13 protein-coding genes and 1 pseudogene are annotated in these 17,879 nt (G+C 40.4%); 3 read left to right on the top strand and 11 right to left on the bottom strand.

Features of this window, described 5'->3' with window-relative positions; translation table 11 throughout:
- Positions 1–143: 143 nt before the first annotated feature.
- The 11 genes from AACT18_RS11855 to AACT18_RS11805 form a co-directional block, all read right to left on the bottom strand.
- Positions 144–2,165, bottom strand: a complete 2,022-nt coding sequence (locus AACT18_RS11855; RefSeq protein WP_094144337.1) for a hypothetical protein — start codon at positions 2,163–2,165, stop codon at positions 144–146.
- Positions 2,166–2,285: 120 nt separating this feature from the next.
- Positions 2,286–2,714 carry a DUF6527 family protein gene (locus AACT18_RS11850; RefSeq protein ID WP_202599080.1) on the bottom strand — a complete coding sequence of 143 codons (429 nt, stop codon included), beginning with the start codon at positions 2,712–2,714 and terminating at the stop codon, positions 2,286–2,288.
- Positions 2,707–3,885 (bottom strand): ThiF family adenylyltransferase, encoded by a 1,179-nt coding sequence (locus tag AACT18_RS11845; protein ID WP_094125466.1) that lies wholly within the window; start codon positions 3,883–3,885, stop codon positions 2,707–2,709. Before AACT18_RS11845 ends, AACT18_RS11850 begins: the two co-directional genes overlap by 8 nt.
- Positions 3,860–4,600 carry a multiubiquitin domain-containing protein gene (locus tag AACT18_RS11840; protein ID WP_094143419.1) on the bottom strand — a complete coding sequence of 247 codons (741 nt, stop codon included), beginning with the start codon at positions 4,598–4,600 and terminating at the stop codon, positions 3,860–3,862. Before AACT18_RS11840 ends, AACT18_RS11845 begins: the two co-directional genes overlap by 26 nt.
- Before the next feature lie 84 nt (positions 4,601–4,684).
- Complete coding sequence (locus tag AACT18_RS11835) at positions 4,685–8,080, bottom strand: UvrD-helicase domain-containing protein (protein WP_141138057.1); 3,396 nt, start codon at positions 8,078–8,080, stop codon at positions 4,685–4,687.
- 2 nt (positions 8,081–8,082) lie between these two features.
- Positions 8,083–8,661 carry a hypothetical protein gene (locus tag AACT18_RS11830; protein ID WP_094125260.1) on the bottom strand — a complete coding sequence of 193 codons (579 nt, stop codon included), beginning with the start codon at positions 8,659–8,661 and terminating at the stop codon, positions 8,083–8,085.
- Positions 8,658–9,257 (bottom strand): sigma-70 family RNA polymerase sigma factor, encoded by a 600-nt coding sequence (locus AACT18_RS11825; protein WP_237666709.1) that lies wholly within the window; start codon positions 9,255–9,257, stop codon positions 8,658–8,660. Before AACT18_RS11825 ends, AACT18_RS11830 begins: the two co-directional genes overlap by 4 nt.
- A 492-nt stretch (positions 9,258–9,749) precedes the next feature.
- Complete coding sequence (locus AACT18_RS11820) at positions 9,750–11,663, bottom strand: DNA/RNA helicase domain-containing protein (protein ID WP_161439631.1); 1,914 nt, start codon at positions 11,661–11,663, stop codon at positions 9,750–9,752.
- 12 nt (positions 11,664–11,675) lie between these two features.
- Complete coding sequence (locus tag AACT18_RS11815) at positions 11,676–12,077, bottom strand: (deoxy)nucleoside triphosphate pyrophosphohydrolase (RefSeq protein ID WP_094125262.1); 402 nt, start codon at positions 12,075–12,077, stop codon at positions 11,676–11,678.
- Entirely contained in the window at positions 12,074–12,913 is an 840-nt protein-coding gene (locus AACT18_RS11810; protein WP_237666710.1) for an HNH endonuclease, read from the bottom strand. Before AACT18_RS11810 ends, AACT18_RS11815 begins: the two co-directional genes overlap by 4 nt.
- 106 nt (positions 12,914–13,019) lie before the next feature.
- Positions 13,020–14,612: a competence protein CoiA family protein gene (locus AACT18_RS11805; RefSeq protein WP_094143561.1), complete on the bottom strand. Its 1,593-nt coding sequence runs from the start codon at positions 14,610–14,612 to the stop codon at positions 13,020–13,022.
- A 116-nt stretch (positions 14,613–14,728) separates the two neighbouring features.
- Here AACT18_RS11805 and AACT18_RS11800 point away from each other — a divergent pair, with 116 nt between their 5' ends.
- From AACT18_RS11800 to AACT18_RS11790, 3 genes and pseudogenes are all read left to right on the top strand, one after another.
- Complete coding sequence (locus AACT18_RS11800) at positions 14,729–15,583, top strand: helix-turn-helix transcriptional regulator (protein WP_094125476.1); 855 nt, start codon at positions 14,729–14,731, stop codon at positions 15,581–15,583.
- A gap of 112 nt (positions 15,584–15,695) precedes the next feature.
- Positions 15,696–16,604: pseudogene (locus AACT18_RS11795) on the top strand (IS5 family transposase).
- A 1,059-nt stretch (positions 16,605–17,663) separates the two neighbouring features.
- Positions 17,664–17,879, top strand: a 216-nt coding sequence (locus tag AACT18_RS11790; protein WP_217987486.1) for a hypothetical protein, incomplete at its 3' end; no start/stop codon positions are given.

The following is a 17,879-nucleotide window of genomic DNA, read 5'->3' as shown; positions in this document are numbered from 1 at the left end:
ACGTCTTTAAACTTGAATGTGGCGAGAGTGATGGAGGCGAAGAAAGCATGCATACCGTTGAAAATTAGAAATTTATTGCAAGTCGACTTTCGAGAATACACTCTGTCATACATGTTATTTACGTGATATATATCACGTAAAAACTACAGTTTCTGCAGTTGTCTCTCTAGTATGGCGCGTTCGTTCATCAGCGAAAGCACGGGGCTAATGTCTGATAACATAGCTCTAACCTCAACTTCATTAATATGGCACTTGTCATCTCGCAAACAACTTTGATAACAGCGTAAAAGGCAATCCAACTTGAATGTATTTGTACAGCCAAATTTTGCTTCAGATGCATATTTTCTCAATGAAGAAACTAAATCTTGGTAGTTGTTTGCGTTTAAATAATTTAAGTTAGACCTAATGTAATAAAAACTATTCTCATTCATGCCCGTTTTTGACATTAGTTCAGCTAGATTAGAATAGAGGGCTTTATAACTTTCTTCGTTAATAAACAAGCGATTTGTGCACGCAAAAAAATGTTGCAGCTCATCAATTATTCTAAGCATATCCGAGATAGATGTTGCAGTATCCAGTTGCTTAGAAATACCCTCCCGATAAAATGAGTCCAGATAGTTCTCCGACTTATACGATTCTCGGTTATATTCACCATGCTCATATTTTGACATTTTATTAAATAGGTTGCGTATTATAGATCCTAACGAACCTTGATGGTCTCGATTATTGGGTTTATTAGCCCACTCTAGAACACAGGGTATCAATTCATTTGCAATCCAATCATGACTCGTTTTTGCATCCCAGTAATATCGAGGTCCAATATTACCATCAAAATCATTCACTAATAACTCTCCTGGAGGAGACCAAACCAAAATGACGTCATTATCAGGTCTAGTATAATTCGCATGAGTACTTTCTTTCGCTACCGGCTTAATGAATACATGATAACCCGCATCCATCTTTTCGCTAGAAGATTTTGTATAGATCTTTAACCAGTTAGACCCACTATCAAATACGCTCCAGGTACCATTGGTTTCGAATGCATCGTTTTCCCTAGCAAAAGCCTGTATAGCTCCCCAGAGGCTACGCTTAATACTCAGTAAAGGAATATCATTGCCTTTATAGGCATAAGTAGAAAAGTTACTTGAACGCCATGCTTCTTCTATCTGAGAAATACGAGATACATACTCATTTTTAAAGTACTTCATTGCACTTTGAAATGATAATACTTCTTCTCTTGAAATTAGAATTCTACTGTTTCCGATATCACAAAAAAAAGTGTCATGTTTAACTGTAGAATTCTTCGCTAGATATGGATGCTCAAACTCGCCCGCAGGAATTTCACATCCAATGAAGTAGCGTTCCAATAACTGTTTTCCACTTAATGTAGTCATTACGTGAGAAAATTTACCATTTCGAAATTCTACAAAGCAGCTAAGGTTATTTTTACCCTTTGAAGGCAAGAAGCCTTGTATTCGTACGTGATCATTTTTATACGAAAAGAAATCTTCATAAATTTCTTCCTCTATCTTTTTGTAACCTACCCAACTTGCAGACTCTTCAAACCTAAAAATTCCATATTTTTGAATATGCCATAGAGCAGACTCTCCCCAGAATGACTTAACCCAAGACTCATGAAAATACTTGAAGACTAGTTCTGGATAATTACGCACCCACTTATTTAGTTCGCTGATAGATACGATTTCATATTCAATGTTTAGCTCTGAAAGCTTCTGCGCTTCTTTTTTCCACAGAGCAATATCCTCGGCAGAAATGTCCTCTGCTACCAATAGACTGAATTTGTCTATTGGTATCCCCCAGCTTTCATAATTCTTTAAAAACCTAGCCACTGTTCTTTTGTAGTCAGAAGCATTGTAATTTTTTACTCTTTTCACTTCGTACAATGAATATGTAGTGCTTGTACTTTCATTGTTTTCAACGAAGATATCAGCTCCGTATTGCTTTTGCCCTACCGTGCCAATTGGAAGCACTTTAGAAATTGAATGTCGCAATTTGTAACTCATAATGTAATCAATCAAATCACAACAAAAACGTTCAAACATCAAAGGTTCCATTAAATCAAACGGAAGCCTATCTGGTTTTTCAACTGCCGAAGCTTGATACTTATTAATTTCCGTATTTTCTAAATATTCTGGTAAGTGCATAAATTTAACCCTAGTTAGAACACTACACTAGCAAATATGCCAAAGTGGCCCGACAAACCTAAGCAATTGATATTTAAAAGAATTAAACAAACAAATTCTTCTTCAACGCCTCTTAGCAAATTAACGTTTCCCCAAAAACCAATCCCACACTCGCTTAAATAAGCCAGCTCTGTGGCTAAAGGAATTATCATCGCCTTTAGGTTTTTCTTGGTAATAGTTGGCTTTGTTGTGCTTATCGTTATCGCGGCCGGCAGTTATGGTTTTCTTATCCCACTGTCCTGCCTCAACGATCATGCCCTTTCTGATAAAGTAATGTGAGCGACACTCAAATCCCCAATTTCCAATTGACGGAGACAATGAAATAGAGTCACCATCAAACATTAGCTGCCAGTCTGTTGGTGTTATGGGTGTGACTACTTGATTTCCACAACCGCAGCAACAGCTATGAATAGCTGTTGCATACTCCATGGATACGTACAATATGCCAGGCTCTAACTGCATCGGAATTGAACGAACAAACTTATGCGGTAGGTGCGTATGTTTAAGCATAAGACTCTCCATTCAGAAGTAGATTTCCATCTGTAGTGTACGTAGAATGATGCTCCTGCTCCAAGTCACGGTAAAAACCTCGTATTTTTTTCCACTTTATTACCGCTAGTGCTGCATTTAAGGCGTTTAGATCTGCTACCTGAATATTTGAAGAATAAACATCATTCCCCTCACCACCACCAAATGAGACTCTACCTTCATGAACATGTTGTCTTTTGCCACTCGTGCTAGCGGTCACTCTCAAGATTCCTCCTAGCGAACCATCTGTCAGCTCTACTCCCATACCTACATCAACAAAAGGAACATCAAGCTCTTCCAGTTTTTGAACTATGGACTTTTTACTGGTACCTGCATCAATACAAATAAAGGCAAAGGTAACTCCATTCAACAGCTCTAAATTTTCCTCGTCTATGTAAGTTGAACTAGTAGAGATCCTTTTATGCATATTCGAATAAATGCTTTTGAAATACTCAACTTTCTTTTCTGCATCTCGCAGAGCTTCTAACGTTGGTGCTCCTGGTGCCCTGAAAGCATTGTGTTGCAAAAACTCATCACTATCAAAAAGACGAATCTCTCGTACAGGTGTTTTAGCCACTAGATCAAGGATATATGAGCCTGTACCCCCCAAACCAATTATGGCGACAGACTCTGCAGCAAGCAGGTCGCTTAACGCCCCAATACCAACCCGACCAGAAGCAGTCTCTGTATAGTTAAATACGCTATCTTCCTCGTCTTCTGGCGTCGAAAACACTTTAGGGCTTATTCCTGAGTTCAGTACTTCAGCATGACCTGACAAAATCGAGGCATATGTAGTCATTTTATGATAATAATCGGTATACCCAGACTTAGGTTTACTGGAAAACATATGCTTAGCAGTAATGCCTCGACCTAAATCGAACACAGAGCTCTGGAGTACCACAGCATTCAAAGCTTCCCCCTCCGTATTGCACGGCATATCACCATCGAAGTGAACTACATGAGTGTCAGGAACTCGAGTCCTGTCACCAGCAAGAGATAAACTCGAGATAATTGTCCCTCGACATACTTGTCGATTTGAATTTACATATGGGACATCACGCATGATCAAGAAACCACTTTTTACCTGGATGAAATATCCTTCATCTCTAAGGCGCTTAAGATCTGAATTAAGATTTATCAGTTGCAGTGACATTGAATACCGTCCCTTTTTTCTTAACAATTACAGAACCACCAGCAGCTAACTCGCCAGCGTGAGGCTTAGACTTTGCGTGACGATAAGTCATTGAATAATAAGTATTAGGATTACTAGGCGGATATTGAAACTCGAAAGATACAATCTGCTCATAAGTTACATTTGGGTCATCAAGTACATATTCTCGTGAATTGACAGTTATGATGTAATCAAGCTTTGGCTTATCAGCCACAACAAAACGCTCAATGCCGGCCTCAGATAAATCTACCGTATCATCGGGCTCAATTAATCTATCAGTTCCTCCTCTGACATCTAAAAAGACAGCCTGCTCATCCGCTACATCCGCTAGGAAATAAAGATCGGAGCCATCAATCTCAGGCTTACCCCACACAATCTGACGACCTTTCAAACTAAATTTGAAATCACGGTCAGTTTTGAATGCAATAAAACGCTCAACTCCACGAGCTCTAAGATCAACTGTCTCGTTTAAGCGGATATCTTCAAAATCACCTGATGGTAAGATAACGAAGAGACTATAATCGTCAAACGAATCAAGCCCTGCTATTTCAATTAACTGACGTCCCGTGGGAACAGGATCTTGTACACTAAGAGGACGAAACTGCAAGCTATCCAAAGCAAAGAAAATTCGGAAGCCTTGGCCACCGTGAGGGTGGTGGCCTTTTGTATCATGTGGATGTTGTTCTACATCTTCCATTTTGATAGTACCTTTAGTTTTCAGCCAGAACCATTCTGGTCTTACTTACTTAATCGTGACTATCAGGTAGAACCGGTAATTTTTTTAACTTTTTTTTATTGAGCCCGATGGAACCATACCGCAGATAAAAAAAGCGGGGCAAGATGGACAACTTCGAGAAGATTTTTTTGCTGGGAACTGACCCAGTCTGATTTGCGCAATAATGTCTATGAGTGTTTTCTTTCTGTTTGTTAAAACCTTAGCGGTTAAACTACTCTCTGAAGTCAATTCATCTGCTAAGTACAGCGTTTCAACCTTTGCACTTGGATATGCTTGATCGGAAGCTAAAATAAAAGCGGCAGTACTCACACTGTCATCTTTGTTTCTAGCATGTCCAGTCCTAACCCGCCGTATTATTTTTCTTCCACTTGGTTCACTCAAAATGTCATCAGGATGAACGACAACTCTCTCACCATCGAGATCTAAAGTGATAGGTGAGATTGTAGCTTTATCCATGCTTTTTCGACTGGAAACAAAATAGTTACTCATTGAACAGGCTAGTTCAGTGAAATCTTTGATATACCCATGCTCACTCAGTCCACTTATTGCTAAGGCACTCTCTACCACACTTTTGAGTTCTGACTCGTCAAATTCTTCTTTCATATGACGCTGAACAACAAGCCTAACTGCATCATGAAGTTTGACATACGACGTTTTAGTCTGTCTTCCACCAGTTTTGAGCAGGTGAGTATAAAGGTAACGTCGTGGACAATGTTGATAGAGGCCTAACTGGTTTGAATCAAATATAAAATCGCTATCTATCGCAATATCCATACCGGCATCTAAGTCAATATTTGGGAGAGCGTAAGTTTCAACTACATTGCTCGTCCTAACTTCACCATCAATACGCGAGATAAAGGGAGAATGCTTCCATTGTGAATTGTTAGATTTCTTGGCTGGAGCATACATAATTAGCTTGTCTTGAGCACGCGACATCGATACGTAAAACAAGCACTCTTGTTCCTTGTCATGTTCTGCTTCCAACATCGTAACAGAAGTGTCATCTTCGCCAGTAATCATCCCAACGGGAGGTTCACATGCTGGCTTCTGATAAGTTCTCGGTAATGTACCTTGATTCATCCCTGGTATGTGGACAACTCTAAACTCAAGTCCTTTTGCACCATGCATGGTCATCAATCGCACTGCATCTATACTTTGAGCCGAAGTAGGTAACTGCCTCAAATCTTTATCATCACCCAACCTTAGTAAACGACGAACTCGCTCCAGCAATCTAGTAACCGGCAAACCACTATCAGTTTCAGCAGATATTGATGTACGCACAAAGTTCATTAGCTGCCAAATAGCGATGCTTCGATTCTTGTCTGACACTACTTCAGAACAACTGAGACGTGCAGCAATGCGAGTTTTGTCGAAAAGTAACGTTGCAAGAACTTTCCATGGGTGATCCGTTTTATCAACTCCTTCGAACGCACTACATAAGTTAAACAATGCATCCTTTCCAGGATTAGATATTCCTGGAATATTCTTCAAGTCTTGCAACCACTCTTTTTCTTCACTATGCACTGTGCGCAAGTGATTCAAAATGACATCTAAATCTTCTAACGATAATTCAAACTCAGGCAACCGACCAATACGAACTAACCCACTCCCCCAAAAGTCTGTCAACAGTGATAAGAAAGAAAACATATCCTTTACTTCTTCTCTTTCAAATAGGCTCCCCAGGTATAGTACGGGAACTCCTAATAGCTCCAGTTGTTCGGCAAGCTGAGATAGTCGCTCATTACCACTACACAATACAGCTTGGTCTCTATATGAATATCCAGACTCTTGCATGTCCTTAATTGTTTCAGCTAGAACAACAGCTTGGTCATCTGCTTTTTCAACTACTTTAAACTCAGGCAGGCACCCAATTTCCCCCCTCTCAGCTATCAGCTCTGGACTTCCAATGTTTACGGACATATCGAAAGCAAATTGGGAATATGCCCTAATAATTTCTTCAGAAGAGCGATAGTTAATTTTTAAACGACCTTGCAATGCTGTTGGGAAGTCCTGAGTACAGTAGCGAGACATACTAACCGAAGAAGCCCCCCTAAACCGGTATATAGACTGTCTTGCATCACCTACAGCCCAAAGGTTTTCACCCTCTCCACACAGTAGCATCAGCAACCGAATACTACTTCGATTCACATCCTGATACTCATCAACTAAAACATGATCGTAAAGAGACTGAAAGTGCTTGAACAACTCAACATTGTTTTCTAGAAACTTTACAGGCAACAGTACTAAGTCACCAAAGTCAATACAGCCTTTAGCTCTCTTTAGTCTTTCATAAGCTTCATATACCGTTGCTGTTTCTTTTGCTTTCAAAGCTGCCGTTTTACTTTCTTCTGTATCTGCAGAATCAAGCATTTCCTGTGCTAAGCGGAAGTAATCTCTATGATCAACAACCTCATCCTTAGCTCTTGATATTGCTGACAGTAAATTCGTAATATGTTCTGTAGGATCATGAAGATTTCGGAAGTGTTCTAAGCCTAACCGTGGAAATTCATCTTCCAAAACTTCCACGGCTTCCGTCAGTTCCAACAAACGAGGCTCTTTTTCAAATCCAAACTCAGAATAAAATCGGCGGACCAGATCTAACCCAAACGCATGAAAGGTACCTATCCACATAGAAGCTACTGCTTCCTTATTCTTGGAAGCTAATCGCTCTGCCATTTCGCCTGCGGCTTTGTTCGAGAATGTTAGTATCAGAATTCTGCGAGGATCAACTCCTTCATCCAGTAGTCCTTCGACTCTTTTTACTAGAGTCTGAGTTTTCCCTGTACCCGGACCAGCCTCTAATAAGTAAGGTTTACCTCGGTGATCTGCAGCCTGTTTTTGTTGCTCATTCAGAGTCACCTCAGGCTTACCTCCTTTGGCCTCAGGGTTAACTGCTGGTAACAACAGAGCATCCAATAATTGCTGAGCTACAACTTCGTAAGGAGCATCTAACTTCTCAGCGATTTCAATAGCTGTCAGCCCATCATCTACATGAAGTTTTTTTACCCAAGTTCTTGGTAGTAAAAACTCTCTTGCAAATAAGTCCATCTGAACTTCACGACGCTGCTGGGCGCTATAGTCAACCACACGATCAATGCCTACAGGAGACGCTTCTATCGTTCTCGCGGGATCTATCTCCTCAACTGAAACGTTATCTTTAGTATCACCTAACTCTATATGTCCGATCTCATGAGCTATCAAAAAAGCCTTTTGAAATTCTGTTCCGGAGTTTTCATGTAATATCAGATATTCATCCGCTATCAGTGTCGCTTTACTGCCATTCAGAACTGTTGCACCTGCTGCTACAGCCTCAACGTCATAGTCACGTCGGTCTGCTTCTGCGATCGCAAATTTTAAAGAATTCCAAGGACTTACCCCTCTACCAATAGCTTTTAGATGTAGATCAGAAGCAATTTGTCTAGCCGATTCGATACTATCCATACTCAATCCTCAGACAGTAACTTCTTCCTAATAGCCATATCCACCCCTGCTTGTTCCAGAAGCTCTTCGAAAGTAACTCTCTCAGCTTGGGTTGGTTTAACGCTAGACTTATAGCTACGAACAGCAGTCCCACTGCCCGTACCATTTACGTAAATTAAAAAGTCTTCCATTGTTTGATTTAGTGCTCCGGCAAACCGAGTAAGAAAAGATACTGGGACGCTTTCAACAATCACTTTACGATCTCGAAAAGCTGAAACGACAGATCTTGGAATTTCGAGCGATGAAGATATTCCCCTAAGTTCCTTTACTGATATGTTTTCAAATGGATCACTCACTAAATTTTGAGTAATCTGCAAATGGGTTTGCCATGCTTTTTCTATAAGTTTTTCATCTGCATCAGTGAGCTGTATCTCGTCGCCAATATCAGCTCGAGTAAGCTCATGAGTCAGCTCTGTTAACTCATTTATGAATTGAGGATATTGTTCTACATAGCGAGATAATGTTTGTTTGTCTATCTCAGGCTCCATAGAAAAATCGTATAAAACATCCTGTAACTGAAAGTTGTTGTTTGAAGACATCATAAGTCTCCTCCAGTAAGCTTTTTCTTTAGTGCAGCAAAAGCTTTGTTGCGGTGAGTCCGAATGGTTTTTTCCGACTTACCAAGGGTTGCTGAAATTGATTCTGTGTTCGGCTCCTTAGAGTCGATAGGCATACCTAGTTTCATCAACTGCATAATTCTTTTCTGTAAGTCTGGTAATGTATCAATCGCTGAGTCCAGATGGATCTGGTAATCTGATACTGAAGAAATGTGAACATCGAACGGATTATATCCGCTTACAGCATATTCAACCTCCAGCTTTATGATACCGTCACTCTCTTCAACTTCCGTAGATTCCTGTTTCGTATGCCCTTTTGTAACTTTTCGGATAACATCTGTCTTTAGCGTGAAAAAAGCGCTCAAGAACCTGACTTCGTAAAAATCCAGCTTCTCATTATACGCAAGACAGTCATTAGCGATTAACTCAGCAAACTGCCCCAAGATTTGACTTTTGACCTCAGTGTTGGTTACTGAATCCCAGTCTCCTTGCGTTGCTCGTTTAGGAATAAGCTTAAGAACTCTTCCCATCAATATTTTGTATAGTCTTTCATAACTCTTTCTAGAGGCTCTACCACGCATATTCCTAACGATATATACAAGACACTCTATTGGGACAAATTGAACGCTCTTTTTTTCATTAATAAGACATCTTTCTACAAGAGTCTCTTCAGTTAACTGCAGTAACTCTGATAACTTTGACTCTATTGTAGGAAGCCGCCTATAGAGCTCCCCAGTTAACTTACATTTTCTCAGCGGATTAACCACAACCAAGACCCACCCACTTTTGTTGTTGATAGAACTGATGCTAGCATATACGTAGAGTTTCCTTAAGCCATGGCTAAAAACATAAGATATTAGATAGTTAAGTCACAACTCTCACATTACACTCGCAAACAATTTCAGGTCAGTTCGAGTACGATACTCAGCGCAATTGACGGCAACAGCAACCCTATTATATATCGATATCGTCAGTCCTAATCAAGGTGATGAAGTCATCGCCAAAGGACAATAATCCATAAACAAATTTAGCGCGTGTACTACTAGGACAACCAAGTAATTTGAGAGCAATATTTAATTTAATTCTCGGATTATCCGCATACCACATTTTCTCAAGTATTCAAACATTTCATTGTCATCACACTTAACCACTAACCCACTGCGCCCGCGGCTGAGCAATACTCTGTAACTACCCTCTGTGTAATGTTCGAACTGACGTCGGTCAGCCACCACCAGCTTTCCATTCCTAAAGACCATATCCTGTCCCCAGTTAAACAGAGCAAGTGATAGTTCTAAACCTTGACAACTAAACTCAGTACAAGCCGCTTCAAATTGGCAACATGAATTTTCAGAGCTTGGTGGCTCAACGTACCAAGGACCAATATGCTTACCAGGCTTGTATTTGTCTTTCTGAACTTCCTCAATAAACTTGCCACCTTGGCTAGACATCAACCAGCCTGTTCTAAAGGCGTCTTGAAGCTTGTTTCCTTCGTGCATCGTTTGTTGTAAACCCAAAGCATAAGTTTCAGCAGTTTGCTTGTTTTGAGTCAGTCGCAATGGGTAGTCAGCCTGAATGTCTAAAGCGACTTGTTGTGCTTGGTCAGGATTGTTAGATAGAACCGCTTCAATCCACTTGTCCAAGCTTTCCGTATAAGCCTGCCGAATAGGCGTTTTAAGGTTATACACGTCTTTCTTAATTGGCGTAACGAGTTGCATTTTACCGGCGTGCAGCGATGGCATAATAGGGATGACTTTGCCGTTTTGCGCTCTTATTGCTGAATCTAGGTCTGCTAGCATTTGATCTAACTGCATCTCATTGCGATGGATAGCTTGGCCATCCCCCACCAAAAGCACCAAGACTCCAAACGGTTGACAAGCAAGCCAGTTACAAAACAGCATCAACTCAGATGGTGATTGTGCTTCTGTTGGGCTTGCTTTGTCCCACGCTCGTTGAGCCTCATCAAATACAACAAAGGTTTCTTTTCGTGAACCTAAAGAGCGTTTGATGTGCTTTTTGAAGGTGTAAAGATCTTGGATCATCACTCGACCATCAATGACCTTATCTAATGTCCGGCCAACTGACTGCTTACCACTATAATCTAACGTATGTTGTAGTACCTGAACGAGAGGTCCATTGCCAGAAAGAAAAATAGGTTCACTCTGCTTTGCGCTCTCACTACGTGCAATTTCCGCAACGGAACTAATGCCCAGTAACGTCTTACCGGCACCAGGGCGCCCATGCACGACAACAACATATCTTTGCTGCTTATCCCTAGCATGCTGATAAAGCTTTAACAGTGCCGCACGTGCCTGGTCAATATTTTCACCGGCTGAGGTTTTTAGCGTAGGTATTTTAGCGTCGAAAAAGACCTGAGCAGTACCATGCAGTATGCTCGGCTGGCGATAAAACTCACCTTTTGCCCATTGGAGTACATTATAGTAACCAGGTTTACTTAATGACGTTATAAGCTGTGACGCTAATTGGGGGGCCAGACCATCGTCTGCGATATCACATATAACATTTGGGTGTTGGAACTGCTTAGCGCCAGACTTGGTGAGTACAACAAAGCCATGGCCAACTAGATCAATAGATTCGCTGTGATAGCGTCGCATGGTTTGCAAATCAGAGTTTGCTCGAAGAATTTCGTATTCAGAGGCCTCTTGCTTATGTTTGAACTCGACTACAAACAATTCGCCAGCTGGAGTAACTAGGTTAACATCCGCCGCTCGTTTTCCGCCTTCGCCAATCAATTCTTGTTCAAAAGCTATCCAGCATTTGTCTGGTTCCACCTTCGCGTCATTGACGACGTGATTAAGGGTAGCCGTCATTACATCGTATTCAGTTTCCCAAGCGTAGCGTTGCGCAGGATCGAGATCTTGCGTCCAACTCAAACTACGATGGAAAGATACTAACGACTCTAGAAAACTAGCTTTATCTGTAGAAAGAAAGTCTTGCCAAGTCCCATCCCAGCCTGCTTTTAGGTCCATTTTTGTTATCCTTCAGAGCGTTAACTGTAGTTTTTCAACGGCTGGTATATCAGCGGCAGCCCACTCAACTTCCCAAAGTTGGTCTTTGGATAACCAACGAGAGTCAATATGCTCTGTAAGCTCAAGTTCGCGTGTTGGGACTTCAACGACAAAACAGTGCATAGTGATATCAAAATCTGGATAGCTATGCTCAATCGTCAGCAAAAACTTAGGGGCATTAACGATGATTCTTAACTCTTCGTCTAGCTCCCTGGTAATAGCTGTAACAAGCGTTTCACCAGCTTCTACTTTCCCACCTGGGAACTCCCATTTTTCGCTAACATAATCTAGCTTCGATGGCGCTCTTTGTACGGCTAGGAATTCGCCTTTATTTTTCAGTACAGCCGCGACGACTTCAATGTGTTTCTTACTCATTGATTCATCTCTTTTAATAATTTATTGCTACGAGATTTTAAAACCTCAACATCCTTTACTTCATCTACGATATGCATTTTCTTGTGACAGTTGGGGCACAATGCGACTGTGTTTTCAGCCGTATCGTCACCACCTTTGGAAAGCCAAACAATATGATGAGTCTCAAGATATGGATCGCCTTTCGCATTTTTAAATGGCGCCAGTTGTAGACAAAGTTGGCACTGACCTTTAGCGAGGCGTTTAGCCAATTCTGCTACCCAAATATTTCTTTCATAGCTAGTGGATTGCTGCTGATAGCGCGTGGCTGTTTTTCCACCTTTCGCCGCCAAAGACTGAAGCTCCTCAAGCGTCAACCTCTTGGCCTTGCGAACTCGGACGCTCTCAACGTTATCTCGATCTTCTTTTCTAACCTGGCGCTCACCTGATGCAAGCTTTAAAGGGAAGATATATGCCTTTCTTGGATTACCTTGTTCGTCATCTTGCGTTTCTGAATACGGCTCACCGTCGAGTACAACTTCACCAACATAAGTGTACTCTTGGTCTTTGAATACCTCGAACAGGTGAACTGCGACGCCGTTAGTTTTAGATTCAGCCAGAGTTTTATTCTGCTGAAACGTTAAGCTTTGATCGCCTGTTGAGCCCATGCCTGTATAGTGGAGAACGTCACCGACCCACCGGTCATCATAAATAGACTTGATGTGGTTCGAAACAATCACCAAAGTGTTTGTTTTGTGGGCGCGACGCATACCGCCCTGAGGGCTACAACCGAAGACTTCACATAATTCAGTATTGTTTAATTTGGCACCCGATGTAAGAAGCGATATTTTTGACATCATATACTGACACTCTTTTGTCCGTAATTTATTCTCAATTGCGTAAAATTAATCCTGTACACTGCTATATCTAAAACTAAAACGCAGCACTAATATTGTAAATACACAGTTAATTCAATCGTTCGTAATCGTCCAATTCCTCTTTGGCATTTCTTGGTAACAAGAGAACATTTTTACTCACTCTCTTAACCAAAATATCTGGCAGCATCTCCATAAGCTCTTTTCTCTTTAGCAAATCAAAACTACTCTTAAAGGCTTGCGCAAAATCATTTGAAAGTTTGACCATAATATCCAACTGCTCAGATTTTTTTTCATATTTAGTTCTGAGCGACTGGCAGTGGTCCTTAATAGACTTAAGCTCTTGCATTCGTTGATTAAGTGTTTCTCTGTAATCAGAACGAGCAAGGCAGAACTCCTTAACTTCAGCAATGTTTCCTGCGTAGGTATCAACAAGATCTAACTCAACAAGCTTTTCTTCAACCATAGAGGTCAATTGTTCTACTTCTTTGTATAAAGCGTCTTTTTGTTCAACTAGAGGTTTAAATTCCTCTTCTATTTGCTTAGCTTGCTGTTCTTGAATCTGCCGCTTACGAGCTAATAAAGATTCTATTTCATCATTCAAGAAGTCTTTATCATGCTCGAAAACCTTTAACTCATTACAGAGTTTTTGATGTTCTACTTGTCTGCGATTCATTACATCCAATTGTTCCTGAAATCTTCGTTGAAATTCATCAGCTAAAGTATGCTCTAGTTTATCTCGCCTGTTGACTAACTCACGCTGCCAGTCTGATTCCAGCTCTCTCTGAAGATCTATTAACTTGATTGTATTTTGTTCATCCAGCTCGACTAACTTATTTTGAACGAGTTCATTTATCTCATTTTCCAGATTCAATTTTCTAGCTTCAATAGCTCCCACAGCTTTTTCTAGCTCAGCTAATATTTCATCTTGGGCACTTTCTCGTACCCTCATTTTCGCTAACCGTTCTTCATACTTTTTCTGTTGAGCCTGAACACGTTCTTCTAATGTTTTTTCCTCTTTTTTCTGATCATCAGATTTTTTCTCTAGCTGCTTTTGAGAACGCATCAACGCTTCAAATTGTCTTCTCACCGTTTCATGCTTACTAGCTGTTCTGCTCGCAATCTCATCAAGGTAATCATTGCATATGTTTATCGATTGAAACTTAATCATGCAATTATCTAACGAATCGAACTGATCTAAATGACCACAATCTGAAACATCAATTTCGATTACATTTTTATTGTTGGCTCGGCACTCCGAAATCTTATCTCCGCCGCATCTATGTTTGTTAGCTATTTCAATCCAATATTGTTCACTTTCAACTTCAACAACTAGGTCTGGTCGACGTCCATCCATATAGACTTCGACTTGCACACCGGAAATTTTCAACTCGGAGCAGTTGTCAGGGGTTACCCAACCGACATCCATAGGAACTGGTATAACCCCTACTCTAGTAAAATATTCTTTTGCCGTAAGATGTAATTGAGTCTCGTATGCCAGTGTGCAGGATTCATCAACATAGTGAGAGAAATGCCAAGCCTTCTTTTTTCCTTTATTCGCAATAAGCTTAGCTCCACAACATGCACACACAACATTCTCTTGAAGCCCACTTTCAACGACATCTATAGATACTACTTCATTTGTATCTTTATACACTGCACGCGTGATATGAATTTCACTCATAGACATCTCCGGGATGAACCTTGACCTAGAACCGACCCTAAAATAATATGACGTCATTAGCGACAGGTAAATACTGAATACTCATACACGTAGCATAACTAGACAGGAGTCATAAAATTAGTAAGTGGCCGTTACGTTGGGATCTACTATCTCGATACCGAATGATTGAGGTTGTTGCATTGTGGGAAGGTAGGTTAACAACCAATCACTTAATCAAAAGTTTTGGTATTGGAAGACAACAAGCATCAAAAGACATCAATACTTATTTGTCCGATATTGCACCTGATAACCTTGTTTACGATAAACAACTGAAAGGCTACAAACCCAGTGATAGCTTTACTCCCAAGCTAACCAGTGGGCATGCAGATGAGTATTTGCATATCCTAGCTCGTACTGAAGACATGAGCATCACGTTCAATGAACTCGATATGGGGTTTGATAATACTGAAATGGTGCGTCCAGTGACACGCAATATTTCACCCGAAATATTGCGCCCTTTAGTTCAAGCCATTAGAGAGAAAAAACGTGTCGATATTTGCTACACATCACTCAAAGACGGAGAAAAAGTAGAACGAATTATTTCTCCTCACACATTAGTTTGCACACCTTTACGCTGGCACGTCCGCGCTTATTGCGAACATGCCAAAGATTATCGCGACTTCGTACTAAGCCGTATTCACGGTACTCCTGATGTGAATGACAACGCTGTTCACCGGAAAAATGAAGATACACTGTGGAATACGGATGTAAGCGTAGAGTTGGTTCCAGATCAACGCCTAAACGACAAGCAAAAGGCTATTATTGAAAAAGACTATGGCATGAGAGAAGGCACTCTCAGAATTGCTACCAACGCTTCGCTTATTCGATATGTATTGAATACTTACAACATTGATATTTACGTACAAAAATTCAACTCTCAAGAACAGCAGATTATTCTCGGTAATAGAGAAGAGTTAATACGTTACTTGTAATTTGAGCAACTTTAATCAAAAAGTATGTCTTGATGGCGTTGTTGCCTAAATCAGTTGAACCTTTTCCAAGTCCTGCGATCTGATCGTTTGTGATGGTAAGAGCGGTGGTGACATGGGGAAAACGAAAAAGAAGATAACTAACTGGGCGGAGTACAATAAGGCTCTGTGCAAGCGTGGTTCGGTTACGTTCTGGATAGATGACTCAGCCATTGATGCATGGCAATGCAAAACCCACCATGGTAAGCGTGGTAGAGGCTTCCAGTACTCAGATACAGCAATTGAAACTGCTTTGATGATTAAGGGTATCTTCTCTCTGCCATTACGTGCACTTCAAGGCTTTATCGACTCGATCTTCGAGCTATTGGATGTTCCACTGACATCCCCTGACTACACCTGTATCAGTAAACGATCGAAGACAGTTCAGATCAAATATCGCCATAAATCTAGAGTGGCTATTCGCCAGAGCGCCATTGACTCAACTGGCCTCAAAGTCTTTGGTGAGGGTGAATGGAAAGTGAAAAAGCATGGTGCAGAAAAGCGCAGAACATAGCGCAAATTGCACTTAGCTGTTGATGTGGATACTCACGAAGCTATTAGTGCGAAAGTCAGCCTTGTCAATGTTGGCGATAGTGAAGTGCTACCTACGTTGCTCAACCCACTACGTAGAAAGGTCACTGTCGTATCTGCCGATGGAGCATATGACACAAAAAATTGCCACGAGACCCTGAAAAAGAAAGGTTGTACCCCATTGATACCGCCTCGAAAGAATGCAGCACTTTGGGAAGATAACCATCTCAGAAACGAAGCAGTAACAGCTCTGAAAAATGGAACAATATCGGAATGGAAAGCCCAATCTGGTTATCACTATCGCTCAATATCTGAGACTGCAATGTCCCGATATAAAGGACTAACAAGCGGTAAACTGAGCTTGAGATGTTACAACGCTCAAGTGGGCGAGATCATGGCGAATGTCAAAGCTATAAACAAAGTCATAGGGCTAGGAATGCCCGTCAGAAGCTAACGGCTAGCCATAATATGGTGTTATTGTTCTTCAAGCTGATTTGATCAACAACACCGTACCAATGTGCCCTGTGTCGCTGCTACTATACCGATGGACAAAGCATTCTCATGGGCTATACCCCAATTTGACCAAATCATGTAAAACACAGTAAAAATAAGTTCTGGTTTTAAAATTAAACATGGATAAAATTTTTTATAAATCCGATAATTGCTATTTAAGTAAGCTACCATACTTCGATAAGGAGGATAAAATTCGTCCTGCCGTGAAAGACAGGACGTTGAAACGACAAATAATTCAGTAGCCAAGGAATTAGCACAGCATCAATACAATGGCAGTGGATGAACACTGTGCATCTTATGCCTATCGGGAACTAAAATTATTACACCAGTAATGAGCAGTATTTATTTTTCTTTTAGGAATCAAATAGTTAATTTTTTTGCTCTATTACTCAATGATTTCATCTCATAATTTTAGTTTATCGGATGGCTTTATTGCAACTCCTTAGTTACGGAATCACTGTGTCGAATATTAGGAATGACTAGTAGGTTGCTTTAAATCAACGTTTACTTCAGTTAATTATAGAAATTACTAATAAAAATCCAATCAGAGAGCTTGACCAATACGAAGGTACTATGTGGGTTGTGTTTATTTTGGTTATGACGATCCCTGTCATCACCTTTTGTGCTTGTGTGTCTTTGATTCCGATCAGACATTGATACCACTCTTCAATAATTACCATCTGACATGGTACTTTTGTACTATTTTGAAAGCTGGATGTTGCAGTATGATGAATACCTCCGATAATCATGAGGCTTAAGGCTTGATAGGAAAACTCTATAGATGTTAAATATTATAATTATCGGGATAATTGTGTATTTGGCTCAAGTTTAAAAGTAAAGGCGCTCGCCTAGTTGCACATGTAACTAGTGTAATAAAATATATCAAACAGAATATAATACCGCAATAACAGTTGCTAATAACTACATATGCTAGGATGTTTAGGGATATAAAGTGATTAATAGGGATCGTTTAGTTGAAGATGAATTAAAGTTGATATTTATGTTCAATGACCAAATTCTTTTGGATGATTTGAATGTATTGGGCCAACACGTGATAACATTATTGTCTGACAAAAGCTACTTGTATGAGAACAAAATAGTAAAATTAAAATCATGCTTTACTAAAAGTGAAATTCAAGCCTACGACGTGTCGGATGAACTAAAAAAAATATTGGATGGATATCCAAGCAGCTTTGAAAAGATAGTGTCGGTACTT

It is taken from the genome of Vibrio sp. V04_P4A5T148 (assembly GCF_963875605.1).
GTDB classification, from domain to species: Bacteria; Pseudomonadota; Gammaproteobacteria; order Enterobacterales; family Vibrionaceae; genus Vibrio; species Vibrio anguillarum.
Note: the sequence above shows the minus strand (reverse complement) of the source record. Positions and strands in the feature narration are given on the sequence as shown.

Excerpts from the sequence above, each read along its gene's own strand:
- AACT18_RS11835 (WP_141138057.1), bottom strand. The coding sequence starts at position 8,080 with ATGGATAGTATCGAATCGGCTAGACAAATTGCTTCTGATCTACATCTA.
- AACT18_RS11845 (WP_094125466.1), bottom strand. The coding sequence starts at position 3,885 with ATGTCACTGCAACTGATAAATCTTAATTCAGATCTTAAGCGCCTTAGA.
- AACT18_RS11850 (WP_202599080.1), bottom strand. The coding sequence starts at position 2,714 with ATGCTTAAACATACGCACCTACCGCATAAGTTTGTTCGTTCAATTCCG.
- AACT18_RS11840 (WP_094143419.1), bottom strand. The coding sequence starts at position 4,600 with ATGGAAGATGTAGAACAACATCCACATGATACAAAAGGCCACCACCCT.
- AACT18_RS11820 (WP_161439631.1), bottom strand. The coding sequence starts at position 11,663 with ATGGACCTAAAAGCAGGCTGGGATGGGACTTGGCAAGACTTTCTTTCT.
- AACT18_RS11830 (WP_094125260.1), bottom strand. The coding sequence starts at position 8,661 with ATGATGTCTTCAAACAACAACTTTCAGTTACAGGATGTTTTATACGAT.
- AACT18_RS11855 (WP_094144337.1), bottom strand. The coding sequence starts at position 2,165 with ATGCACTTACCAGAATATTTAGAAAATACGGAAATTAATAAGTATCAA.
- AACT18_RS11805 (WP_094143561.1), bottom strand. The coding sequence starts at position 14,612 with ATGAGTGAAATTCATATCACGCGTGCAGTGTATAAAGATACAAATGAA.
- AACT18_RS11825 (WP_237666709.1), bottom strand. The coding sequence starts at position 9,257 with ATGCGTGGTAGAGCCTCTAGAAAGAGTTATGAAAGACTATACAAAATA.
- AACT18_RS11815 (WP_094125262.1), bottom strand. The coding sequence starts at position 12,077 with ATGAGTAAGAAACACATTGAAGTCGTCGCGGCTGTACTGAAAAATAAA.
- AACT18_RS11810 (WP_237666710.1), bottom strand. The coding sequence starts at position 12,913 with ATGATGTCAAAAATATCGCTTCTTACATCGGGTGCCAAATTAAACAAT.